This window comes from Herbaspirillum sp. ST 5-3 (genome assembly GCF_004804275.1).
GTDB lineage: Bacteria > Pseudomonadota > Gammaproteobacteria > Burkholderiales > Burkholderiaceae_D > Noviherbaspirillum.
In genome coordinates this window covers 51,307-75,129 of record NZ_STGI01000006.1, presented here as the reverse complement: position 1 = coordinate 75,129, position 23,823 = coordinate 51,307, and the positions used below count along the sequence as shown (strand labels likewise).

Here is a 23,823-nt window from a genome sequence, read left to right as displayed (position 1 = left end):
TGTCCGACGTATTCTAGCGGCAATGCTGAAACACTTCAGTCGCGCCATTGACAGTCGATTCCGGCGCTGCGGGCAATAAAAAAGGGCGCATTCGAATGCGCCCTGATTTTGGCAGCCGACGTCGTCGGCAAAAATGGTTTCCCTAGGCTGCAGTCTGCACGTCCGGCATGTGCTTGATCGCTGCGTGCTGATGATCCTGGAGTTTGGTCTTGTATCTGAGGACCTGGCGGTCCAGTTTGTCGATCAACATGTCGATTGCCGCATACAGGTCCTCGGCGATACTCTCAACATGGATGACGTTTCCTCGCAGTCGGAGGTTGATTTCGGCTTTTTGCCTTTTTTCCTTTTCAGGGAGCTTTTCCACGGCCAGGATGACCGCTACATCAATGACATGATCGAAATGGCGCTTGATCCGTTCCAGCTTGGTCTGCACATACTCACGGATGGAGGGTGTCAGTTCGAGATGATGTCCACTGATTGTGAGATTCATACGCGCTCCTATGGATAGCGTCGCCGGAGGTTCCCAACATGCCTGCAATTCCGTGTAGCAGGCTACGCCGGAACACAGCAACGAGACAACACTACAACACAATGACTACAGGGATTTGCGCAGATTGACTGGAGGGATTTTCAGGGCTTCGCGGTATTTCGCGACTGTGCGTCGTGCGACCACCATGCCTTGTTCCCCCAACATATCCGCGATTTTGCTATCTGAGAATGGATTCTTGGGGTCTTCTGCTCCTATCAATTGTTTGATCAGTGCACGTATCGCCGTCGAAGACGCTTCTCCTCCCGCTTCGGTGGCGACGTGGCTACCGAAAAAGTACTTCAACTCGAACATGCCATGAGGAGTCAGCATGTATTTTTGAGTTGTTACACGAGAAATAGTGCTCTCGTGTAAACCAAGTGTATCAGCAATTTCACGCAAGACAAGAGGGCGCATGGCGACCGCGCCGTGCGAGAAAAAGTTGCGCTGGCGGTCGACGATGGCTTGTGCAACGCGCAATATCGTGTCGAAGCGCTGCCGCATATTCTTGATCAGCCATTTGGCCTCCTGCAGCTGAGAAGTGAGTGACCCCTCACCCTTGCTTTGCTTGAGGATGTTGGCGTACATCGCATTGACCCGCAGGCGCGGCATGACGTCGTGGTTCAGCATCACCTGCCAGCCGTTCTTTGTCTTCTTGACAATGACATCCGGCACAACGAAATCCGATGTGTCGGACGCGAACAGGGCGCCGGGATGCGGATTGCACTGCTTGATCACGTACTGCGCTTCACGCAGGTCTTCATCGTCGCAATCGAGGATTTTCTTCAGCTTGTTGAAATCGCGCTGCGCGAACAGGGCGAGATGATTCTCGACGATCTGCAATGCCCGGCGACGCGTCACCATCGGTACTTTCGGGAAGCGCCGGATTTGAATCGACAGGCATTCCGAGGCATTGCGCGCGCCGACACCCGCCGGATCGAAACTCTGCAGCAATCTCAACGCGACCTGCAATTCCTCGATGTCGACCCCGAGCTCCTCCGGCAAGCGTGCATGGATTTCCTCGATCGGTTCTTCCAGATAGCCGTTGTCGTTCAAGGCATCGATGATCAATTCGACCAAGGCGCGGTCGCGCAATTCGTGCACCGTGACGCGCATTTGTTCCAGCAGGTGTTCGCGCAAGGTTGTCTCATGCGCCTCAAGTTGCGGGCGCGAATCGTCGTCTTCCGGTGCCTTGGATGTGCGCGCGACATCGTCGAAACTCCATTCGCCTTCGCCGGATGCAGGTGCATCGCCGGCATCGCCACCTTCAAAGCCGCCTTCCGATTCTTCCGGAGCAGAAGGGCTGCTATCGGACGCCGGTGCTTCTGACGTGCTCCCGTTGAGACTCGGGGTCGCGCTGATTGCGCCATCCGCCAGCAGGCGGACGGAATTGTCGAGCGGGTCGTCGATGCGCTCCAGAAGCGGGTTGTCGGAAAGGATTTGTTCCAGCTCCTGATGCAGTTCAAGCGTCGACAACTGCAGCAAGCGGATCGATTGCTGCAGCTGAGGCGTCAGCGCAAGATGTTGCGAGATTCGAAGTTGGAGAGTTTGTTTCATGTGTTTGCCAAGCTGCCCTTACATCCTGAAGTGTTCACCCAGATACACGCGCCGCACTGATTCGTTGGCAATGATGTCGTCCGGGCGACCGCTCGCAAGTACCGAGCCCTGGTTAATGATGTAAGCACGATCACAGATACCGAGCGTCTCGCGCACGTTGTGGTCTGTGATCAGTACGCCGATGCCGCGTTCCTTCAGGAATCGCACGATGCGCTGGATTTCAATCACCGCAATCGGGTCGACCCCCGCGAAGGGTTCATCCAGCAACACGAAGCGCGGATTCGTTGCCAGTGCCCGCGCGATTTCCACACGCCGTCGTTCGCCGCCCGAGAGTGACAAGGCCTGGTTCTCGCGAAGTCGCTCGATCTGCAAGTCGGCGAGAAGCGTATTCAGGCGCTTTTCGATCTCGTCGCGCGACAGCGGCTTGTCGTCGACGCGCTGGAGTTCGAGTACGGCGCGAATGTTGTCTTCCACGCTCAGCTTGCGAAACACCGACGCTTCCTGCGGCAGATAGGACAGGCCGAGCACTGCACGCCGATGGATCGGCAAGCGCGAAATGCCGACACCATTCAGGTCGATCTCACCCGCATCCGACGGAACCAGACCAACGATCATGTAAAACGAGGTTGTCTTGCCCGCACCGTTCGGGCCGAGCAGCCCGACGACCTCACCGCTTTCAACCTCCAAGGATACGTCGCTCACAACCTGGCGTGTGCCATAACTTTTCTGCAAGCCGCGGACGACCAGAGTACTTGCCATCTTCATTTGCCCTTTGACTCGGTACGCGGCTGGATAACGGCTTTGATGCGGCCGCCACCCACCTTGTTCTCGCCGGACGGCGTGTTGTTGACCGTGAAGAACTCGGCGCGGCTGTCGTAGGAAATGAATTCGCCCTCGACCTCGTCGGTGGGCTTCGTTCCTTCCAGCCTGCGTATCCTGGCTTTGGCGAAAAGTTTCACGATCTCCGACTTGCCGTCGTATTCGATGCGTTCGGCTTGCCCTTCGACCCACTGATTCGGGCCGGCGTCGCGCTTCTGACGAAACGTGGCGAGACCGCCCGGCGCGGCAAGCAGCGTTGCGTACTGGTAACCCGCCGGGTCCTGGGACACGGTCAACTTCTGCGCATGCATTACCAGCGTGCCGCGCGTCAGGATCACATTGCCGGTGAAGGTATTGATTTGCTTCACATCGTCATAGGCCATCTGATTGGCTTCGACGTTGGTCGGTTTCTCGGAGTCCGCTTTCTCGGCATGTGCGCCGCCTGCGACAGTTGTGCTGAACATCAACAGCAGCAAGGAGAAGAAACGTTTCATGTATGGTCTCGAAAGTGGTGCCTCAAGTTATATCCCGATTTAACGCTGCGGGACTTGATACGTGCCATGAACATTGCTGGTCAGGCGGAACTCACGCGTCGCATTGTCAGCGAACATGCCGACGCCGCTGAGCGTGGATGCGCCGACTGTGATTTCCACCGGCTCATCGGTTTTCATCACTTCATCGTCGGGCAGGACCAGCAGATATTCTGAAGTCGCGTGCAGATGCTGACTCGTCGCCGATGCGGGGCGGTCGACCTGCACATTGTTGAACAACTGGATCCTGCTGTTATCGCTGTTGACATGTGCCCGTTCGGAACGCATCGTCATCGGCATCGTCGCTTCGCCGAGATTGTTGATGACCGGCAGTGTGATGTCGTAGGAGTCGTCCTTTGGGTTGTGCGTCAACTTCGCGCCGGAAAAGTGGTATTGCACTTTGCCAGTCTTTCCCAGCTTCACGTAACTGAATTTCTCGACATAAAAATCCGGTTCACTGCGTTCCTGATTCGGAATGAAATCGCTGGCCGACCTGCGCATCACCTCCAGCAGCCAGAAGCTCCCGAGTGCCAGTGCAATGGCTGGCAAGGCGATTGCCAATATGCGGAAGCGGAGTCCCGCACGGCCGCTGATCATGCCAGATACGGCGCGAGCGCCGCCTCGTAGTTGCCTTGCGCGCGCAGGATGAAATCGCATAGTTCGCGGGCCGCACCACGACCACCGCCAGCCTGCGTGAGGTAATGGACGCGCGATCGCACCTCGCTGTGCGCGTTCGGCACGCTGGCGGAAAATCCGCAACGCAACAGGATGGGCAGGTCAATCACGTCGTCGCCGATGAATCCGCATGCTTCAGGGGCAGTGCCGGTATCCGACAACAATTGCTCGAAGGCCATGCGCTTGTCATGCACGCCCTGATAAACATGGTGAATCCCGAGATCGGACGCACGCCGGACAACGATATCCGACTTGCGCGCACTGATGATCGCCGTTGACACCCCGGATTGCTGCAATAGCTTGATGCCATGCCCGTCGAGCACGTTAAAGGTCTTGATCATCTCGCCGTTCGGGCCGTAGTGCAGGCTGCCGTCGGTCAGGATGCCATCCACATCAAAAATCATGAGCCGTATGCGCGCGGCCCTGGCGAGAGCATCGTCCTGCATCAGATCACCTTGGCGCGAGTCAGATCATGAATATGGAGCGCGCCGACCAATGTCCCGTCGGCATCCGCCACCAGCAACTGGTTGATGCGAAACTGTTCCATCACCTCGACGGCTTCAACCGCCAGTTGATCCGGGCCGATCGTGCGCGGATTGTGATGCATGACATCGGCCATGGTCAGCTTGCTGAAATCCTGCACGGTCTCGATCAGACGTCGCAAGTCGCCGTCGGTGAAGACGCCAATGACCTTGTGCGCATCGTCCACCACGGCAGTCATTGCCATGCCTTTTTTCGTGATTTCAAGCAAGGCGGTCGGCAGCGAGATGCCGGCGGTCACGGCGGGAACGGCATCACCGCTGCGCATCACGTCACGCACATGGGTAAGCAACCGCCTGCCGAGCGCGCCGCCCGGGTGCGAACGGGCAAAGTCCTCTTCGCGGAAACCGCGGGCGTCGAGCAATGCCACCGCAAGCGCATCGCCCAAGGCCAGCGTGACGGTGGTACTGGCCGTGGGAGCGAGGTTCAACGGACAAGCTTCCTTGTCGACGCGCGCATCCAGGTGGATATCGGAAAGTTGCGCCAGGCGCGACGCCTCGTTCCCGGTGATCGCCACGAGCTTTGCGCCCATGCGTCTGATGATCGGGATGATCGAGATGAATTCTGCCGCTTCGCCGGAATTGGAAATGGCGATCAGCACGTCGTTCTGGGTGATCATGCCAAGGTCGCCGTGCAGCGCCTCGGCGGCATGCACGAATAGTGCCGGCGTTCCGGTCGAGGCAAGGGTGGCTGCAATCTTGCGGGCAATATGGCCCGACTTGCCAATGCCGGAAACCACGACGCGGCCATGACATTGCAATAACAATGCGACGGCTTGCAAGAAGCTGTCGCCCGGGTTGCCGGAAAGTCGGTTTTTCAGCGCGAGAATCGCGTCCGCTTCGATCTGCAGCGTTTCGCAGGCGAGATCCAGCGCGCGTTTTGCGCTTTTTGTATCAAAAGCTTCCGGCGGGGATTTTGCATCGGTTACACTCATGCGGGAAGTATAAACGAATTGTGAAAGCAAAAAATCTGCCAGTCATAACAAAAATCTGTGTCGAGCCAGCCAAAGCGAAAAAACGACGCCGCGTTTCGATGCATTTTTCATAACCCATGTTTTCGGCTCTCGAACTCACGCTTATTCTACTAAGCGCCGGCGTGCTCGGCGTGGTGGCATTTCGCATGATGCATCTGCCGCCCATGCTCGGCTACCTGCTTGTCGGCGTCGTCGTCGGGCCCTACGGTTTTGGCATGGTCCATGAAACCGAGACGACCAACAAGCTGGCCGAATTCGGCGTGGTGTTTCTCATGTTCTCGATCGGCCTTGAGTTTTCGCTACCGAAGCTGTCATCGATGCGCAAGACCGTGTTCGGCCTTGGCATGGCGCAGGTGCTGCTGACGCTGCTGGCTACCATGTTGTTCGGATGGCTCACTGCGCACTTGTTGCCGCAACTGTCTAACATCAGCTGGCGCGCGGCGTTCGCGGTCGGCGGCGCGCTGGCGATGTCTTCGACAGCGATCGTTTCGAAGATGCTGACCGAGAGGCTGGAGCTGGACAGCCAGCATGGCCGGCAGATCGTCGGCATCCTGCTGTTCCAGGATATCGCCGTGGTGCCGCTGCTGATTCTGGTACCGGCGCTGGCCATGAATACCGAAGACCTTCTCGTCACGCTTGCATTGGCTGCAATGAAGGCCGGCGTCGTGCTGGTCTTGCTGCTGGTGATCGGACAGCGCCTGATGCGCAGCTGGTTTCACATCGTCGTCAAGCGCCGCTCGCAGGAACTGTTCATGCTCAACCTCCTGCTCATCACGCTGGGTGCGGCATGGATCACGGAACAGGCTGGCCTGTCGCTCGCGCTGGGTGCCTTCGTTGCCGGCATGCTGATCTCGGAAACCGAGTACAAGCACCAGGTGGAAGAAGACATCAAACCCTTCCGCGATGTACTGCTGGGTTTGTTCTTCATTACGGTCGGCATGTTGCTCAACATGCGGCTGGTGATGGAAAACTGGTGGCTGGTGCTGCTGCTCCTGATCGGCCCGGTGCTGCTCAAATTCGGCCTGATCGCGATGTTGACCAAGCTGTTCGGGCAATCGACGGGCGTGGCCTTGCGCACCGGCCTGGGCCTGGCGCAGGCCGGCGAATTCGGTTTCGTCCTGCTGAACCAGGCTGGAGGATTGAAGCTGATGGATCCCTTGCTGATCCAGTTGATCCTGGCGTCGATGGTGTTGTCGATGCTCGCTGCGCCGTTCATCATCGCCAAGTCCGATGCCATCGTGTTGAAGCTGTCCGCCAACGAGTGGATGATGCAGTCGCTTGCGTTGACGCAAATTGCGACCCGCACCATGAGTACGCAAAAGCATGTATTGATCGCCGGTTTCGGTCGCAGCGGCCAGAGCCTGGCCAAGCTGCTGGAGGAAGAACACATTCCCTATCACGCGCTGGATCTCGACCCCGACCGCGTGCGTGAGGCGCAGGCCGCCGGTGCCAATGTGTCGTATGGCGATGCCGCGCGCCGCGAGAGTCTTGTTGCCGCCGGCATTCATCGTGCTGCTGCTTTGGTTGTTACCTATGCGAGCACGCCGTCCGCACTCAAAGTCCTGCATTTTGCCCATGAGCTGGCGCCCGCGTTGCCGGTCATCGTGCGCAGCCACGACGATTCCGATCTCGACAAATTGCGCGAGGCCGGTGCGGCGGAAGTGGTGCCGGAAGCGATCGAGGGCAGCCTGATGCTGGCGTCGCATGCACTTGTGATGCTGGGTGTGCCGCTGCGGCGCGTCGTTCATCGCGTGCAGGCGGCGCGTGACGAACGCTATGCCTCGCTTCGCGGTTATTTTCACGGCGCCAGCGATGCGCCGGAAGACGCGGACCATATGCATGTGCGGCTGCATTCCGTGACCGTACCCGAAGGCGCGAAGTCCGTCGGAAAATCACTCACGGCGCTGAAACTGGGCGAGCTCGGCGCCGAGGTGTCGATCGTGCGACGCGGCAAGAGCCGTGTCGAGGTTACGCCGGAAACAATCCTGCATGTCGGCGACATCGTGGTCTTGCGCGGAGCCAGCGAGAGTGTTGTTCGGGCAGAGGAGCGTTTGCTGAAATGACGCTGCCCTATACCTCATCGAACTTGCCCTCGCATTAGCAAACCAGCCATTGCTTCTTTCGATTGCTGCACAGAAAACGCGATTGCGCATATCTCGCTACAATGCTGCAGGCAGCAGCTTTGATCGAAAGAATCTCCCCATGCAAGTTTTTGAACGCATCCTCGGCATTATCCTGCCGGTCTTCATCATCATCGGTCTTGGTTACGGATACGCGCGCTTGCGTGGCGACAGCGTCAAGTCGGACATGAACGCCGTCAATCGCGTCAGCATGGATGTGCTGTGTCCTCTCCTCGTATTCACTGCGCTGGCGGCAAAAGAGTTCGACCTGGCGCAGAACGGAACGCTGATCCTGGCCGGCGTGCTGATTTCTCTCGGCTCCGGGCTGCTGGCATGGCCGGTTGCGCGATTGCTTGGTTATGATCCGCGCAGCTTCGTGCCGCCGATGATGTACAACAACTGCGGCAACATGGGTTTGCCACTTGCAGTACTGGCATTCGGCACGGCCGGGCTCTCGGCAGCGGTGGCCCTGTTCATGGCCTGCAATCTGATCTACTTTTCCGTCGGGATCAAGATCATCGAGAGCGGCCGCAATCAGCACACGCCATTCTGGCGCTTTCTGGTCAGCCCGATGATGCTGGCGATGATGATCGGCATGGTATTCGCCGTATTTCACATCGGCTTGCCGGTGCCGCTGATGCAGGCGTTGAAAATGCTGGGCGACGCTTGCATTCCGATCATGCTGTTTGCGCTCGGCGTGCGCATGCTCGATGTGAATTTCAAGAGCTGGCATATCGGTCTGGCGGGTGCCATCGTGTGCCCGCTGGCAGGATTGATCGTTGCATGGTTGCTGGATGGTGTGCTGAGCCTGACACCGATGCAGCGCGGTCAGATGTATCTCTTTGCAGCCTTGCCGCCGGCGGTGTTCTGTTTCATGGTGGCCGAACAATACAAGCAGGAACCGGACAAGGTGGCGTCGATTGTCCTGCTGGGGAATCTCGCCGCGCTGGCATTCGTGCCTGCGGGCCTGTGGATGGGAATGCGTGCCTGAGCGACAGGCAGCTTGCTAGTGTGTAGGCAGCACGTCAAAGCCTTCTTCAGGCACGACTTCGTCCTTGATATCGGTAATCGCAACATCGCGTACCTGAGCCGCTGGCGGTCCGCGCCTGGCCCAGGCGACGATTTTTTCAATCGCGTCCGGGCTTCCGCGCACGAGCGCCTCCACCGAACCATCCGCGCGGTTGCGCACCCAGCCCGACAGCTTCAAGGTCAGCGCCTGCCGTTCAAAGGAAGCGCGATAGCCCACACCTTGCACCAATCCGACAATGCGCAGATGCTTTGCCATCTTGCCTCCCTTGCCTTATTTCTTCTTGAGCATCGGCGCCAGATACTGGCCGGTAAAGCTCACCGGCGTCTTCGCCACATCTTCCGGCGTACCGGTCGCGATGATCTGTCCGCCGCCGGCGCCGCCCTCCGGCCCCAGGTCGATGATCCAGTCGGCAGTTTTGATCACATCCAGGTTGTGCTCGATGATAACCACGGTGTTGCCCTGATCGCGCAGACGATGAATCACTTTCAGCAACAGATCGATGTCATGGAAGTGCAGGCCGGTGGTCGGCTCATCCAGGATATAGAGCGTGCGGCCGGTATCGCGCTTGGACAATTCCAGCGAGAGCTTGACGCGCTGCGCTTCGCCGCCGGATAACGTGGTCGCGCTCTGACCGAGACGGATGTAGCCGAGGCCCACGTCAAGCAGCGTCTGCAGCTTGCGCGCGACGACCGGTACCGGCTTGAAGAATTCGAAACCTTCCTCGACCGTCATCTCCAGCACTTCGTGGATATTCTTCCCCTTGTACTGCACTTCCAGCGTCTCGCGGTTGTAGCGCTTGCCATGGCATACATCGCACGGCACATACACGTCCGGAAGGAAATGCATTTCAACCTTGATCACGCCGTCGCCCTGGCAGGCTTCGCAGCGCCCACCCTTGACGTTGAAAGAGAAGCGGCCGGCACTGTATCCGCGTTCCTTGGCCGTCGGCACCGTCGAGAACAAATCGCGGATCGGCGTGAACACACCTGTATAAGTCGCCGGATTGGAGCGTGGCGTGCGGCCGATCGGCGCCTGGTCGACCGAGATCACCTTGTCGAAATGTTCCAGTCCGCTGATCGATTCATATGCGGCCGGCTCAGTCTGGGAGCCGTACAAATGCCGTGCGGCAGCGTGGTACAAGGTGTCATTGATGAGCGTGGATTTGCCCGAACCGGAAACGCCGGTGATGCAGGTCAGCAGACCGACAGGCAGCTCCAGCGTCACGCTTTTCAGATTGTTGCCGGATGCGCCGCTGATCACCAGTTGCCGCTCCGGATCGGGCGGCGTGCGCTTCTTCGGCATGTGAATGGTGAGCGAGCCATTCAGATACTTGGCTGTCAGCGATTTCTTGTTCTTCAGGATGTCTTTGAGCGGCCCCTTGGCAATGACCTCGCCGCCATGCACGCCGGCGCCGATGCCCATGTCGACGATGTAGTCCGCGCATCGGATGGCATCCTCGTCGTGTTCGACCACCAGCACGCTGTTGCCGATATCGCGCAAATGCTTCAAGGTGTTGATCAGGCGGTCATTGTCGCGCTGATGAAGACCGATGGAGGGCTCGTCGAGCACATACATCACGCCGGTCAGGCCGGAGCCGATCTGCGACGCAAGACGGATGCGCTGCGCCTCGCCGCCGGACAAGGTATCTGCGCTGCGCTCCAGCGACAGGTAATCGAGGCCGACGTTATTCAGGAATTTCAGGCGCGATATGATTTCCTTGATGATGCGGTCGGCGATTTCCTTTTTCGCACCGGTCAGCTTCAGCTTGTCGAAAAACTCCAGCGTGTCGCGCAATGGCGTTGCCGCGATCTCGTAGATCGAGCGCTGCTGCTTGCCGGTACCGACTTTCACATGCCGCGCTTCGATGCGCAGGCGAGCGCCTTTGCAGGATGGGCATTCCTTCTGATTGATGAACTTTGCCAGCTCTTCCTTTACGGCGATCGAATCAGTCTCGCGATAGCGCCGCTGCAGATTGTTCACGACGCCTTCGAAAGTATGTTCGCGCACGACCGCACGGCCGCGCTCGTTGATGTAGGTGAAGGGAATCGTCTGGCGGCCTGAGCCGTACAGCACTGCATGCTGCGCCTGCTCGGGCAGTTTCTCGAACGGGATGTCCAGATCGAACGCATAGTGTTCCGCGAGGTTCGACAGCATCTGGAAATAGAATTGGTTGCGCCGGTCCCAGCCCTTGATCGCACCGCTCGCGAGCGACAGGTTGGGGAAGGCTACAATGCGCTTCGGATCGAAGAACTCGATGTGACCGAGGCCGTCGCATTCCGGGCAGGCGCCCATCGGGTTGTTGAAGGAGAACAGGCGCGGCTCGAGTTCCTGCAATGCGTAGCCGCAGGTCGGGCAGGCGAACCTGTTGGAGAAAAGATGCTCCTTGCCGCTGTCCATTTCGAGGGCAATGGCACGGCCTTCCGCCAGGCGCAATGCGGTCTCGAAACTCTCCGCGAGCCGCTGCTTCACATCGGCCTTGATCTTCAGGCGGTCGATCACGACGTCGATCGTGTGCTTCTCGGTCTTCTTCAGTTTCGGCAGGTCGTCGACTTCATAGATGCGCGCCGCATGCGTGCCGCTCTGGATGCGGAAGCGGACAAAGCCCTGTGCCTGCATGTCTTCGAACAAGTCGACATGTTCCCCCTTGCGGTTGGCGACGACGGGCGCGAGGATCATCAGTTTGGTATCCTCCGGCATTGCCAGCACGGCATCGACCATCTGCGAAACGGATTGCGCCGCGAGCGGATTTTCCGGATGGTCCGGGCAATACGGTGTGCCGACGCGCGCATACAGCAGGCGCAGGTAGTCGTGGATTTCGGTCACGGTGCCGACTGTCGAACGCGGGTTGTGCGAGGTGGCCTTCTGTTCGATGGAGATCGCCGGCGACAAGCCTTCGATCAGGTCGACATCGGGCTTTTCCATCAGCTGCAGGAACTGGCGCGCATAGGCTGAAAGCGACTCGACATAGCGCCGCTGGCCTTCCGCGTACAAGGTATCGAAGGCGAGCGAGGACTTGCCGGAGCCGGACAGACCTGTAATGACAATCAATTGGTTGCGAGGCAATTCCAGGTTGATGTTTTTCAGATTGTGTGTACGTGCGCCGCGAATTCTTATTTCTTCCATGAACTGCTTTCAACGAGAGCTGAGCGCCTGTATCGGCAGGAAGCATTCCCAAGCGGGATGTTTCCTGCCGATACAGGCGCCGAAACGGGTCAACCTGATACTATAACGGGTTTTAAAGTCCATCGTATCTTCAGGTTCAACCCTTCCAGAGCACCATGCCCACCTCTTCATCCGTCGACCCGAGCAGTCGCATGACCCCCATGGAAATCCGTTCCAGTCTGTCACTGGCATCGATTTTCGCGCTGCGCATGCTCGGCATGTTCCTGATCCTGCCTGTCTTCGCCGTGCACGCAAAGACACTTCCCGGCGGCGAAAGCGCGGCGATGGTCGGTTTAGCAATGGGAATTTATGGCTTGACGCAGTCCTTCGGACAGATCCCGTTCGGCATTGCCTCAGATAAATATGGGCGCAAGCCCATCATCATCATCGGCCTGGTCCTGTTTGCGCTCGGTTCCTTTATCGCCGCGTCGGCACACACGCTCACCTGGGTGATCGTCGGCCGCGCCGTGCAGGGAGCCGGCGCGATCTCCGCGGCGGTCACCGCATTCATTGCGGATGCGACAAGGGACGAGCATCGCACCAAGGCGATGGCGATGGTCGGCGGCTCGATCGGACTGACCTTCGCAATCTCCATGGTCGCCGCGCCGGTGATGTATCGCCTGATCGGGATGGGCGGCATCTTCGCACTGACCGGCATTCTTTCCTGTATTGCCATTCTTGTTGTTCTGTATATCGTGCCGCCGGCGCCGCAAAAGATTCATGCGAAGGAAGTCCCGTTCTCCGAGGTGCTGGCCGATCGCGAGCTGGCGCGCCTGAACTATGGCGTATTCGCGCTGCATGTGGCGCAAATGTCGATGTTCGTGGTGGTGCCGTCGGCCATTGTGCAGTACATGGGCCTGCCGGTTGCGGGCCATTGGAAGCTGTATCTTCCGATCATGGTCGTGTCGGTTGCGCTGATGCTGCCCTTTGTCTTCGTCGGCGAAAAGCGCGGCAAGATGAAACAGGTATTCCTGGGCGCCATTGCCCTGCTGGCACTGGTGCAGGTCGGGCTGTGGGCTTTCATGTCCCGGCCGGCTTCCATGCACTGGTCGGTGCTGGTCCTGTTGCTGCTGGCATTCTTCGTCGCGTTCAACATCCTGGAAGCGACCCAGCCTTCACTGGTATCCCGCATGGCGCCGCCGGCCGCGAAGGGCAGTGCGCTCGGCGTCTACAACACACTGCAAGCGTTGGCGCTGTTCTGCGGTGGCGTACTTGGGGGCTGGTTGCAGCAGCACCTCGGGCCGTCTTCCGTCTTTGTGGCGGGCGCGGCGCTGACAATTGTCTGGCTTATAATTGCCGCGAAGATGAAAAGCCTGCCGCGGCGCGGCACCGCTGCAGCATCCGCTTGAATCCATTCCGCATTTGAATCACGATACCACCTCAGTCAGCTTTAGGAGAAATTTATGGCATCCGTCAACAAAGTCATTATCGTCGGCAACCTCGGGCGCGATCCTGAAACGCGCTACATGCCGAACGGCGATGCAGTCACGAATATCGCGGTTGCGACCACCGAAAGCTGGAAAGACAAGAATACCGGCGAAAAGAAGGAATTGACCGAATGGCACCGCATTACCTTCTACCGCAAACTGGCGGAAATCGCCGGCCAGTACCTGAAAAAGGGCTCGCAGATCTACGTGGAAGGCCGCCTGCAGACGCGCAAGTGGACGGACAAGGACGGTGTCGAACGCTACACCACTGAAATCATCGCCGACACCATGCAGATGCTCGGCAGCCGTCAGGGCATGGGCGGTGGCGCCCCGATGGACGATGATTACGGCAGCAGCGCTCCGGCACCTCGGCAGAGCGCCGGCGGAGGCAATGCCGGCGCTTCGCGCGGTGCTCCGCAGCAGCGCCCGGCGCCGAACTTCAGCGATATGGACGACGATATTCCGTTCTGATCATCGCCATAGCCAAAAAAGCCCCGCCTTCAAACGCGGGGCTTTTTTGCCATGTAACGGTCCACTGTTTCATTTTTGGCACTTTCCAGAACAAGATTGCATCCCCTGCTCAATTTCTTGACAACAATTTGTTAAGATGACTGAATCGGCGTCTGACATCGCGCATTGCAGGTGTAGCCGCTAGATTCCGGCCGGATGTCCGGCCTTGACCCGAAATTGATTTTCAACAATGTTTTCCATTCATCGGGATCGGCCTGATACTGCGCTCAATAGTCAACTGGACAGCCTCATGGAGGCCGCCGGAGACGCCGTTTTCCGTCTGAATGCGGAGACAGTCATCCAGCACGCCAGCAAACGCTCCAGCGAATTGATCGGTTCCGGTGTCAAGCTGATCGGCCAGCCCCTGCCAGCCCTGATCTTGAGTGCCGATCACTCAGCGCTCGAAAGCGCTGTAACGCGGGTTCGGGAGACGGCTGAACCCAGCAAAGCCAATGTGCGCTTCAAGACGCCGAACAGCGCGTTATGGATCGAATTGCAAATCAGCAGCTACACGAACGCGCGCGGCGAAACCGAACTGCTGGCCGTCGGCAGGGATATCTCCGGGCAGCAGGCTACCGAGGAACGCCTGCGCCATATGGCCACGCATGACCCATTGACCGGTTTGCCGAACCGGTCGCTGTTGTCCGACCGGATTCGCATGGCGATCGCGCAGTCGCGCCGCACGGGATTGGGATTTGCCGTCGTGGCACTCGACCTGGACGGCTTCAAGAAGGTCAACGATGCCCTCGGACACCCGGTCGGCGATTCCTTGTTGCGCGTCGCTGCGATGCGATTGAGCGATACGCTACGCGACATCGATACGCTGGCGCGCGTCGGTGGCGACGAGTTTGTGGCGGTCCTCGCAGGCGCGGTATCGGAAGGCGAGATTCAGGCGATTGCGCGCCGCATGATTTCAGCGATGCAGCTCCCGTTCGATATCCAGGGGCATACCCTCTACGTCGGCACGTCGATCGGTGCGGCCATTTTCCCCGAACATGGCGAGAGCGAAGTGAAGCTGCTCGCCCATGCGGACACCGCGATGTACCGCGCCAAGGAAACCGGCAAGGCGCGTTGCGTCGTCTACAACAACCAGAAATTCACCCAGCCCGAACACGACGTGTCGATGGAAGCGGCCATGTTCCAGGCGGTCAGGGATGGCGAATTCCTTCTGAATTACCAACCCATCGTCGACGCGCGCAGCCGGCAGATCATGGGATTCGAAGCGCTGATGCGCTGGTCGCGTCCCGGGCTCGGCATGGTGCCACCCACGCAGTTCATCCCGATGGCTGAAAACAACGGGCTGATCAACCTGCTCGGCGCATGGGTGCTCAAGGCCGCCTGCATGCAGATCAGGCAGTTCCAGGAAGTTGCCGGCAGGCCCTTGTACGTCTCGGTCAACGTCAGCCCGAGACAGTTCAGAAACGATCAGTTCCTCGACATCATGGACGAGGCGATCACGCTGTCCGGCCTGAATGGGCAACAGTTGCTGCTGGAAATCACGGAAGGCATCCTGATGTCGGATCCCGAGCACGCAGAAGCCCTGCTGACCGAAATGACCGCGCGCAATGTGCGGATTGCCATCGACGACTTTGGCACCGGCTATTCCTCGCTCGCCTACCTGAAGCGCTTTCCGATCGCCACGCTGAAGATCGATCGCGCCTTCATCAAGGACCTGCCCACCTCGGTCAAGGATGCCGCGATCTGCGACGTGGTACTGAGTCTTGCAAGTCATCTCAAACTGTCCACCGTGGCAGAAGGCGTGGAGAGCGAAGAGCAGTTGCAGTTCCTTGCCAAACACGGCTGCGGACTGATCCAGGGCTATCTGACCGGCCGCCCGTTGCTTCCCGAGCAAGTTATTGAACTCCTGAAAACGACGCAATCGCTGCCCGCTCCAGCGCATGCTTCGCAATAACGAGAAGATCAGATTGAATGGACGCTTTTGTGAACAGGGAACCCCTCACCGCTGACAAGACGATCAAGCTATTGTGGTCGCGCGTGCGAGAGCGCGGCGATCTGCCCGGGTTCTCCAAGGTGGTAGGTGCAATCATTTCGGCCATGCGCGGCGATGACGACCGCGAATTCAACATGACTACCACCGTGCTGCAGGATCCGGCCCTGACGCAGAAAGTGCTGCGGCTGGCCAATAGCGCGATGTATTCGGTATTCGGGCAAGGCATCAACACGGTATCGAAGGCCGTGATTGTCCTGGGCACGGAGGCGATCGGTCACATCGCATTGGGCCTGAAACTGATCGATGGACTCTCGGGCGCATCCTCCGATTCCGCCAATGCCCGCGCTGAATTGGAAAAGGCCGTGCTGGCCGGTTATATCGCCCGCCAGGTGGCGTATTCAGCGAGCACGCGCGATGCAGAAGAGGCGGTTGTCTGCTCCATGCTGCATTCGCTCGGCCGCTTGATGGTCACCTTTTATCTGCCCGATCGCTGGTTGCAGGTGCAGGAGCGCAGCCTGGAAACGGACGTCGATGAAAAGGAGGCGACGATCGCCATGCTCGGCCTGGGTCTGGATGAGATTGGGCGCGAGGTGGCCAAGCAATGGGGCCTGCCTTCAACCCTGATCGAGACGCTGCGGGACATGCCGCCCAAGCCCGTCGGCGAGCCTCTCACTCACAGTGACTGGCTGGCAGCCTTGTCGACCTTGTCCTCGCTGTGTGCTGGTGCCTTGCATGACAACCGCTCGTCGCTGCAGGCCGAGCTCTCGCAGTTGGCCGGCGACTATTCGGAAATGCTTGGCCTCGATGCGTCCGAGGTCGTCGCTGCTGTCGATGCCGCCAAGCTCGGTGCCGCAGAGGAAGATGTGGTCGTGAAGCGCCTGATGAAGCGCAACGACCTTGGCGCTGCTGGATCAAGACCCGCTGCGACCGGCAAGCCGGCCGATGCCGCGTCGATTCTGGCACGCGGTGTGACCGATCTGCGCGGCGTGATGGAAAGCGCGAATATTGGACAACTGATGTCGATGGCATTGGAAACCGTCTATCAGGGTTTGGGATTCAGCCGCGCCATCGCGTTCACCCGGAACAAGGAAAAGTCGCAATATTTCGCGCAAATGGGTTTTGGTGAAGGCGCGCAGGAACTGCTGCCGCGCCTGATATTCAATGACGCGTATGAGCCGGACGTGTTTCATGCCGCGTTGGCGAACGACAAGATGATCTTCGTCGAAAATGCACGTGACCCGGGATTCGTCAACAAACTGCCGCGCTGGTGGAAGGAGTCGCTGCCCACGGTGCGCAGTTTCATGGTTTTGCCCTTGACGGTGAACCGCAACCCGGTCGGCTTTATCTACGGCGACTGGGACTTGAGCAAAATGGCCGCGAAGATCGAGCAGGCAGAGGTCGGGCCGCTTGATGAATTGCGCACTCTGGTGATGCGTGCAATGGAGCAGCATCGCCTCGGTGGCTCATCGTGGGGGCGCCGCCCCTCTTAGCTGTCTTTTCCCCTGTCGTCCTCTCCGTGCATTCGCAAGCGCCTCGGTGCGAGCGGGTGAGTGCAATGACGCCCCTGCGATATCAGTCCTGTAGCGTGGCCTCGGCCCAATGCGGCCGATCCATTGGCCAGGGAGGCCTTCCATGGCGAAATTTGCGGAACCTCAATACTTTCACCTGCTTGCCGTTCTATGTTGCCGTCTAGTATGTAAAAAGTGTTAATATTCGGCATAAAAGTTATTATATTAATAATGAAAAAGAGGGGTTGCGATGAGTGAGACAACCGTTTTTTTTACTATTGTCTGCGGCGGACTGCTGCTCTGGTTTCTCTTTGGAAGAGAAAAGCCTGCGCGTTATCGCAAGAAAAATCTGCTGACCGGCAGGGAGCGTGATTTTTTCTATCGCCTGCGCAGGGCGCTTCCCGACTGCCTGGTCTTTCCGCGCATGCCGCTGTCCGCGCTGATTGAGCCGACGGGTATTGGCCGGGTGCGCAAGACGGCACACGCGGCGATCGAGGGGCTGAAGGTGGGCTACGCCGTGTTTGACATGGATATGCGCCTGGTCGCCGTGGTTGAGCTGGACCATGGCGTTCGCATGAGCCGGCGCGCAGCGGCACGCGAGGCCTATCTGGATCGTGCCGGAATACGGGTTGTGCGCTTTCCCGCCCGAAAACTTCCATCCGAAACCAATATCCACGCCACGATTTACGCCCGTTCGGCCTCACAAAACGGCGCGCGTGTTTCGGAAGCCACGGCTCAAAGCGACGTCATCGAATTCATTCCGCAACGATCACCTTGGCGCAACACCCTCAACGCGCATATGTGAGGTGCGATTGCACTGGCGTCGATGCGGAGAAAATTTCGCGGCGAAGGGCGCGAAGGCTGGCGGTTTAATGTTCTAATTCCGTCATGGCCAGACTTCCGCGACTCGTCGTTCCTCATCAGCCGCATCACATCATTCAAAGCGGCACTGACCGCCAACCGATTTTTCGGGACGCGGATGATTATTCCGCCTTCCTGCGTTGGCTGCGTGAAGCTGCCAGGCAATTCAAAGTGGCTGTTCATGCCTATGTATTGATGCCCACGCATTTGCACCTGCTTGTTTCCCCAAACGACGAGCCTGGCCTTGGACGCATGATGCAATGGGTCGGCCGTCATTACGTGCCTTACTTCAATACCAGGTACGGCCGGGCCGGAACGCTCTGGCAGGGGCGATACAAGGCTACCGTGATTGAATCCGAGCGATATTTTCTCGTTTGCAGCCGCTATATCGAGTCCAACCCTGTTCGTTCCGGTCTGGTTCAGGAACCAGTGGACTATGCGTGGTCCAGCTATGCCCATCATGCAGGCGTAAAACCCGATCCGCTGATCACCGATCATCCCCTCTATTGGGCCTTGGGAAACACGCCTTTTGAGCGGGAGGCTGCTTACAAAGACCTGATGAATCAAGGCCTTACTACACGCGAAGTGGATGCGCTCAGCGAAGCCACCCGAAAAGGCTGGCCGCTCGGCTCTGAAAAATTCATCTCCATGCTCGCCAAGCAGAGCGAGCGCCGTGTTACGCCGGCCAAGCGTGGCCGGCCGCCCAAGCCACGGCCGGGCGCGAACCCAGGCACGGCCAATTAAAAAATGCGGGCTATATCGAACGCCAATTCATCCCGGCTCGATTCACTCTGTCCCTATTTAACATGCTCACGAAATGTGCTCACTTTTAATTTGACTCTGACCCTGTTTATTTAAGTTGAACAATCTGTTGCGCTGCACTATCCTTCAACGTCAATATCACCAAAGTTGCGGAGAAAGCTTATGCACGCGCAAGGTCTTTACGATCCTATCAACGAACACGACGCTTGCGGCGTCGGTTTCATCGCCCATATCAAAGGCAAGAAAAGCCATTCCATCGTCGAGCAGGGGTTGCTGATTCTGAAGAATCTCGACCACCGGGGTGCGGTTGGTGCCGACAAGCTGATGGGCGACGGCGCGGGTATTCTGCTTCAGATTCCCGACCAATACTACCGTGAAGAAATGGCAAAGCAGGGCGTGGCCCTGCCGCCGCCGGGCGAATATGGCGTCGGCATGATTTTCCTGCCTAAGGAAAACGCTTCCCGCATCGCCTGCGAACAGGAAATCGAGCGTGCGGTCTTCGCTGAAGGCCAGGTCGTCCTCGGCTGGCGTGATGTGCCTGTCGATATCGAGATGCCGATGTCGCCGACGGTGCGCCAGAAAGAGCCGGTCATCCGCCAGATCTTTATCGGTCGCGGCCCGGACATCATGGTGACCGATGCGCTGGAGCGCAAGCTGTATGTGATCCGCAAGTCGTCCGGCCACGCCATCCAGGCATTGAACCTGCTGCACGGCAAGGAATTCTTCGTGCCGTCCATGTCGGCACGTACCGTTGTCTACAAGGGTCTGCTGCTGGCAGACCAGGTCGGCGTGTACTACAAGGATCTTCAGGATCCGCGCTGTATCTCCGCACTCGCGCTCGTGCACCAGCGCTTTTCCACCAACACCTTCCCCGAGTGGCCGCTGTCCCACCCCTACCGTCTGATCGCGCACAACGGCGAAATCAACACCGTCAAGGGTAACTTCAACTGGATGCGGGCACGCGAAGGCGTGATGAAATCGGCTGTTCTCGGCGACGATCTGAAGAAACTGTTCCCGCTGATCTATGAAGGCCAATCCGATACCGCCTGCTTCGACAACGCGCTTGAACTCCTGGTGATGGCCGGCTATCCGATCGCGCAAGCAATGATGATGATGATTCCGGAAGCATGGGAAAACCATACGCTGATGGACGACAATCGCCGTGCTTTCTACGAATATCACGCCGCGATGATGGAGCCATGGGATGGCCCGGCAGCGATGGCATTTACTGACGGGCGCCACATCGGCGGCACGCTGGACCGCAACGGTCTGCGCCCGGCACGCTATATCGTGACCGACGACGACTTGGTGGTGATGGCCTCCGAATCCGGCGTACTGCCGATCCCGGAATCCAAGATCATCAAGAAGTGGCGCCTGCAGCCGGGCAAGATGTTCCTCATCGACCTCGAAGCCGGTCGCATCATTGACGACAAGGAACTGAAGGATACCTACGCCAACGCCAAGCCGTACAAGCAATGGATCGAGTCGGTGCGCATCAAGCTCGACGAACTGGAGTCCGAACCGGAAGAGCCGAAATCGGCGATCCCGCTGCTCGATCGCCAGCAGCTCTTCGGCTATACGCAGGAAGACATGAAGTTCCTGCTTGCGCCGATGGCCACCACGGGTGAGGAAGCGATCGGCTCCATGGGCAATGACTCGCCGCTGGCTGTCATGTCCAACAAGAACAAGACGCTCTACCATTACTTCAAGCAATTGTTCGCGCAAGTGACCAACCCGCCGATCGACCCGATCCGCGAAGCCATGGTCATGTCGCTGGTGTCCTTCGTCGGTCCGAAGCCGAATCTGCTCGACACCAACAACATCAACCCGCCGATGCGTCTTGAAGTGTCGCAGCCTGTACTCGATTACGCGGATATCGCCAAGTTGCGCAACATTGGCAAGCATACCGGCGGCAAGTTCAAGTCCTATGAACTGAACATCTGCTACCCCGTGGCATGGGGCAAGGAAGGCATCGAAGCGCGCCTCGCGTCGCTGTGCGCGAAGGCGGTTGATGCGGTCAAGTCCGGCCACAACATCCTGATCATTTCCGACCGCAAAGTGGATGCAGAGCAGGTCGCCATTCCGGCGCTGCTGGCAACTTCCGCGATTCACTTGCACCTCGTCAGCAAGGGCCTGCGCACCTCCACCGGTCTGGTGGTGGAAACCGGTTCCGCGCGCGAAACGCATCACTTCGCCCTGCTCGCCGGTTATGGCGCGGAAGCTGTCCACCCCTACCTCGTCATGGACACCTTGTCCGAGATGGCGCAGAACCAGCAGGGCGGACTGACGCCGGAAAAGGCGATCTACAACTTCCAGAAGGCCATTGGCAAGGGCTTGATGAAGGTGATGTCCAAGATGGGCATTTCGACCTACATGTCCTACTGCGGCGCGCAGATTTTTGAAGCCATCGGTCTGAACAAGGCAATGGTGGACAAGTACTTCAAGGGCACGGCATCCAATGTCGAAGGTATCGGCGTGTTCGAAGTGGCGGAAGAAGCGCTGCGTCTGCACAAAGTCGCCTTCAGCAGCGATCCGGTGCTGGCCAACGCGCTGGACGCCGGCGGCGAGTATGCATTCCGGACGCGCGGCGAAGAACACATGTGGACGCCGGATGCGATTGCCAAGCTGCAGCACTCGACCCGCTCCAACAACTTCAACACCTACAAGGAATACGCGCAGATCATCAACGATCAGTCCAAGCGCCACATGACCTTGCGCGGACTGTTCGAATTCAAGATCGATCCGTCCAAGGCGATTCCGATTGACGAGGTCGAACCGGCCAAGGAAATCGTCAAGCGCTTCGCCACCGGCGCAATGTCGCTCGGCTCGATTTCGACCGAAGCGCACTCCACGCTGGCAATCGCGATGAACCGCATCGGCGGCAAGTCGAATACCGGTGAGGGCGGCGAGGATGAAAACCGCTATCGCCAGGAACTGAAGGGCATTCCGGTCAAGAAGGGCGCCACGCTGGCATCCGTGATCGGCAAGGATCGTGTCGAGGTCGACCTGCCATTGATGGACGGGGACTCGCTGCGCTCCAAGATCAAGCAGGTCGCTTCGGGGCGCTTCGGCGTCACCGCCGAGTACCTGACGTCGGCTGATCAGATCCAGATCAAGATGGCGCAAGGCGCGAAGCCGGGCGAGGGCGGTCAGCTGCCTGGTCACAAGGTATCCGAGTACATCGCCAAGCTGCGTTTCTCGGTACCGGGCGTCGGTCTGATTTCTCCGCCGCCGCATCACGACATCTACTCGATCGAAGACTTGGCGCAATTGATTCACGACCTCAAGAACGCGAATCCGAAGGCATCCATCTCGGTCAAGCTGGTCTCCGAAGTGGGCGTTGGCACCGTTGCAGCCGGCGTGGCGAAGGCGAAGTCCGACCACGTCGTGATTGCTGGCCATGATGGCGGCACCGGCGCGTCGCCGCTGTCCTCGATCAAGCATGCCGGTACGCCTTGGGAACTCGGCCTCGCCGAAACGCAGCAAACGCTGGTGCTGAACCGACTGCGCAGCCGCATCCGCGTGCAGACCGATGGCCAGATCAAGACCGGTCGCGACGTCGTCATCGGTGCATTGCTTGGTGCCGACGAGTTCGGTTTCGCGACCGCACCGCTGGTCGTCGAGGGCTGCATCATGATGCGCAAGTGCCATCTGAACACCTGCCCGGTCGGCGTTGCGACGCAGGACCCGGTACTGCGCGCCAAGTTCTCCGGCAAGCCGGAATACGTGGTGAACTATTTCTTCTTCGTCGCCGAGGAAGTTCGTCAGATCATGGCGCAGCTGGGCATTCGCACCTTCAACGAATTGATTGGCCGTTCCGACCTGCTCGACAAGTCGAAGGCAATCACGCATTGGAAGGCCAAGGGCCTCGACTTCAGCAAGATCTTCCACCAGCCCGACGTGCCGGCTTCCGAGCCGCGCTATCAGGTTGAGGAACAGGATCACGGTCTGGAGAAGGCGCTTGACCACAAGCTGATCGCGCAAGCCAAGGCCGCGCTGGAAAAAGGCGAAAAGGTTTCGTTCATTTCCCCGGTCAAGAACGTCAACCGGACTGTCGGCACGATGCTGTCGGGTGAAGTCGCGAAGAAGTATGGCCACGAAGGTCTGCCGGACGACACTATCCACATTCAGCTGCAAGGCACCGCGGGCCAGTCGGCCGGCGCATTCCTGGCGCATGGCATCACGCTGGACCTGGTGGGCGAGGGCAATGACTATGTCGGCAAGGGCCTGTCGGGCGGCCGCATCATCGTACGTCCGAACACCGAATTCCGTGGCTGGGCGGTGGACAACATCATCATCGGCAATACCGTGCTGTACGGCGCGATCGCCGGCGAAGCCTTCTTCAATGGTGTGGCGGGCGAACGTTTCGGCGTGCGCAACTCCGGCGCGATCACTGTCGTCGAAGGCACCGGTGACCATGGTTGCGAGTACATGACCGGCGGTACCGTCGTCGTTCTGGGTGCGACCGGCCGCAATTTCGCGGCGGGCATGTCGGGCGGTATCGCCTACGTGTACGACCCGGACGGCGAGTTTGCCAAGAAGTGCAATATGGCGATGGTCGCACTCGAGCCGGTATTGAGCAGCGCAGACCAGGAAGCCAAGGTCGATCGTGCGACTTGGCATAGCACCGTTCGCGGTGGTGAGGCCCAGACCGACGAAGCGATCTTGAAGGGCTTGATCGAGCGTCACTTCAAGTACACCGGCAGCACGCGTGCGCGCAATCTGCTGGACGACTGGACGAACGCTCGCGCCAAGTTCACCAAGGTATTCCCGACCGAGTACAAGCGGGCGCTGGGTGAGTTGAACGCAGCGCAGTCCAAAGAAAAGATCGCGGCCTGATTATCAATAACGATGCTGCCGCGGGGATCTCGC

The 23,823-nt window shown here is 58.8% G+C and carries 18 protein-coding genes; 9 read left to right on the top strand and 9 right to left on the bottom strand.

Annotated features, from left to right (window positions below; genetic code table 11):
- Positions 1-142 precede the first annotated feature (142 nt).
- From raiA to E6W33_RS13400, 7 genes are all read right to left on the bottom strand, one after another.
- The gene (gene raiA / locus E6W33_RS13430; protein ID WP_136417832.1) at positions 143-490 is read right to left on the bottom strand and encodes a ribosome-associated translation inhibitor RaiA; all 348 of its coding nucleotides are present in this window, start codon (positions 488-490) and stop codon (positions 143-145) included.
- A gap of 105 nt (positions 491-595) precedes the next feature.
- Positions 596-2,083 (bottom strand): RNA polymerase factor sigma-54, encoded by a 1,488-nt coding sequence (locus E6W33_RS13425; protein WP_136417831.1) that lies wholly within the window; start codon positions 2,081-2,083, stop codon positions 596-598.
- Positions 2,084-2,101: 18 nt separating this feature from the next.
- Positions 2,102-2,842, bottom strand: coding sequence for an LPS export ABC transporter ATP-binding protein (gene lptB / locus E6W33_RS13420; protein ID WP_136417830.1), 741 nt, complete (start codon positions 2,840-2,842; stop codon positions 2,102-2,104).
- Positions 2,843-2,844: 2 nt separating this feature from the next.
- Positions 2,845-3,396 (bottom strand): lipopolysaccharide transport periplasmic protein LptA, encoded by a 552-nt coding sequence (gene lptA, locus E6W33_RS13415; RefSeq protein ID WP_136417829.1) that lies wholly within the window; start codon positions 3,394-3,396, stop codon positions 2,845-2,847.
- Between the two features lie 39 nt (positions 3,397-3,435).
- Positions 3,436-3,981, bottom strand: coding sequence for an LPS export ABC transporter periplasmic protein LptC (lptC, locus tag E6W33_RS13410; protein WP_247869638.1), 546 nt, complete (start codon positions 3,979-3,981; stop codon positions 3,436-3,438).
- Between the two features lie 44 nt (positions 3,982-4,025).
- Positions 4,026-4,553 carry an HAD family hydrolase gene (locus E6W33_RS13405; RefSeq protein WP_136417827.1) on the bottom strand — a complete coding sequence of 176 codons (528 nt, stop codon included), beginning with the start codon at positions 4,551-4,553 and terminating at the stop codon, positions 4,026-4,028.
- Entirely contained in the window at positions 4,553-5,581 is a 1,029-nt protein-coding gene (locus E6W33_RS13400) for a KpsF/GutQ family sugar-phosphate isomerase (protein ID WP_136417826.1), read from the bottom strand. Before E6W33_RS13400 ends, E6W33_RS13405 begins: the two co-directional genes overlap by 1 nt.
- Positions 5,582-5,697: 116 nt before the next feature.
- On the opposite strand from E6W33_RS13400, the gene E6W33_RS13395 reads away from it, so the two are divergent.
- Both E6W33_RS13395 and E6W33_RS13390 read left to right on the top strand, forming a co-directional pair.
- Complete coding sequence (locus E6W33_RS13395) at positions 5,698-7,683, top strand: monovalent cation:proton antiporter family protein (protein ID WP_136417825.1); 1,986 nt, start codon at positions 5,698-5,700, stop codon at positions 7,681-7,683.
- Positions 7,684-7,822: 139 nt separating this feature from the next.
- Positions 7,823-8,731, top strand: a complete 909-nt coding sequence (locus E6W33_RS13390; protein ID WP_136417824.1) for an AEC family transporter — start codon at positions 7,823-7,825, stop codon at positions 8,729-8,731.
- 15 nt (positions 8,732-8,746) lie between these two features.
- Here the strand turns inward: E6W33_RS13390 and E6W33_RS13385 are convergent, their stop codons facing one another.
- Positions 8,747-9,025 (bottom strand): acylphosphatase, encoded by a 279-nt coding sequence (locus tag E6W33_RS13385; RefSeq protein ID WP_136417823.1) that lies wholly within the window; start codon positions 9,023-9,025, stop codon positions 8,747-8,749.
- A 15-nt stretch (positions 9,026-9,040) separates the two neighbouring features.
- Positions 9,041-11,893, bottom strand: a complete 2,853-nt coding sequence (gene uvrA / locus E6W33_RS13380) for an excinuclease ABC subunit UvrA (protein WP_136417822.1) — start codon at positions 11,891-11,893, stop codon at positions 9,041-9,043.
- A 191-nt stretch (positions 11,894-12,084) separates the two neighbouring features.
- On the opposite strand from uvrA, the gene E6W33_RS13375 reads away from it, so the two are divergent.
- The 7 genes from E6W33_RS13375 to E6W33_RS13345 all read left to right on the top strand — a co-directional run bounded on the left by E6W33_RS13375 (position 12,085) and on the right by E6W33_RS13345 (position 23,790).
- On the top strand, positions 12,085-13,281 hold the full coding sequence (locus tag E6W33_RS13375; RefSeq protein ID WP_136418051.1) for an MFS transporter: 1,197 nt from the start codon (positions 12,085-12,087) through the stop codon (positions 13,279-13,281).
- A gap of 54 nt (positions 13,282-13,335) precedes the next feature.
- The gene (gene ssb, locus E6W33_RS13370) at positions 13,336-13,830 is read left to right on the top strand and encodes a single-stranded DNA-binding protein (RefSeq protein ID WP_136417821.1); all 495 of its coding nucleotides are present in this window, start codon (positions 13,336-13,338) and stop codon (positions 13,828-13,830) included.
- Between the two features lie 229 nt (positions 13,831-14,059).
- Positions 14,060-15,781 (top strand): EAL domain-containing protein, encoded by a 1,722-nt coding sequence (locus tag E6W33_RS13365; RefSeq protein WP_136417820.1) that lies wholly within the window; start codon positions 14,060-14,062, stop codon positions 15,779-15,781.
- A gap of 29 nt (positions 15,782-15,810) precedes the next feature.
- On the top strand, positions 15,811-17,310 hold the full coding sequence (locus E6W33_RS13360) for an HDOD domain-containing protein (protein WP_247869637.1): 1,500 nt from the start codon (positions 15,811-15,813) through the stop codon (positions 17,308-17,310).
- A gap of 268 nt (positions 17,311-17,578) precedes the next feature.
- Complete coding sequence (locus E6W33_RS13355) at positions 17,579-18,133, top strand: DUF2726 domain-containing protein (protein WP_136417818.1); 555 nt, start codon at positions 17,579-17,581, stop codon at positions 18,131-18,133.
- Between the two features lie 83 nt (positions 18,134-18,216).
- Complete coding sequence (locus E6W33_RS13350; protein ID WP_136417817.1) at positions 18,217-18,933, top strand: transposase; 717 nt, start codon at positions 18,217-18,219, stop codon at positions 18,931-18,933.
- Positions 18,934-19,113: 180 nt separating this feature from the next.
- Positions 19,114-23,790 carry a glutamate synthase-related protein gene (locus E6W33_RS13345; protein WP_136417816.1) on the top strand — a complete coding sequence of 1,559 codons (4,677 nt, stop codon included), beginning with the start codon at positions 19,114-19,116 and terminating at the stop codon, positions 23,788-23,790.
- The last annotated feature ends 33 nt before the right edge of the window (positions 23,791-23,823 follow it).

Coding starts and splice junctions, on each gene's coding strand:
- raiA (WP_136417832.1), bottom strand. CDS start 490: ATGAATCTCACAATCAGTGGACATCATCTCGAACTGACACCCTCCATC.
- E6W33_RS13425 (WP_136417831.1), bottom strand. CDS start 2,083: ATGAAACAAACTCTCCAACTTCGAATCTCGCAACATCTTGCGCTGACG.
- lptB (WP_136417830.1), bottom strand. CDS start 2,842: ATGGCAAGTACTCTGGTCGTCCGCGGCTTGCAGAAAAGTTATGGCACA.
- lptA (WP_136417829.1), bottom strand. CDS start 3,396: ATGAAACGTTTCTTCTCCTTGCTGCTGTTGATGTTCAGCACAACTGTC.
- E6W33_RS13405 (WP_136417827.1), bottom strand. CDS start 4,553: ATGCAGGACGATGCTCTCGCCAGGGCCGCGCGCATACGGCTCATGATT.
- E6W33_RS13400 (WP_136417826.1), bottom strand. CDS start 5,581: ATGAGTGTAACCGATGCAAAATCCCCGCCGGAAGCTTTTGATACAAAA.
- E6W33_RS13395 (WP_136417825.1), top strand. CDS start 5,698: ATGTTTTCGGCTCTCGAACTCACGCTTATTCTACTAAGCGCCGGCGTG.
- E6W33_RS13390 (WP_136417824.1), top strand. CDS start 7,823: ATGCAAGTTTTTGAACGCATCCTCGGCATTATCCTGCCGGTCTTCATC.
- E6W33_RS13385 (WP_136417823.1), bottom strand. CDS start 9,025: ATGGCAAAGCATCTGCGCATTGTCGGATTGGTGCAAGGTGTGGGCTAT.
- uvrA (WP_136417822.1), bottom strand. CDS start 11,893: ATGGAAGAAATAAGAATTCGCGGCGCACGTACACACAATCTGAAAAAC.
- E6W33_RS13375 (WP_136418051.1), top strand. CDS start 12,085: ATGACCCCCATGGAAATCCGTTCCAGTCTGTCACTGGCATCGATTTTC.
- ssb (WP_136417821.1), top strand. CDS start 13,336: ATGGCATCCGTCAACAAAGTCATTATCGTCGGCAACCTCGGGCGCGAT.
- E6W33_RS13365 (WP_136417820.1), top strand. CDS start 14,060: ATGTTTTCCATTCATCGGGATCGGCCTGATACTGCGCTCAATAGTCAA.
- E6W33_RS13355 (WP_136417818.1), top strand. CDS start 17,579: ATGAGTGAGACAACCGTTTTTTTTACTATTGTCTGCGGCGGACTGCTG.
- E6W33_RS13350 (WP_136417817.1), top strand. CDS start 18,217: ATGGCCAGACTTCCGCGACTCGTCGTTCCTCATCAGCCGCATCACATC.
- E6W33_RS13345 (WP_136417816.1), top strand. CDS start 19,114: ATGCACGCGCAAGGTCTTTACGATCCTATCAACGAACACGACGCTTGC.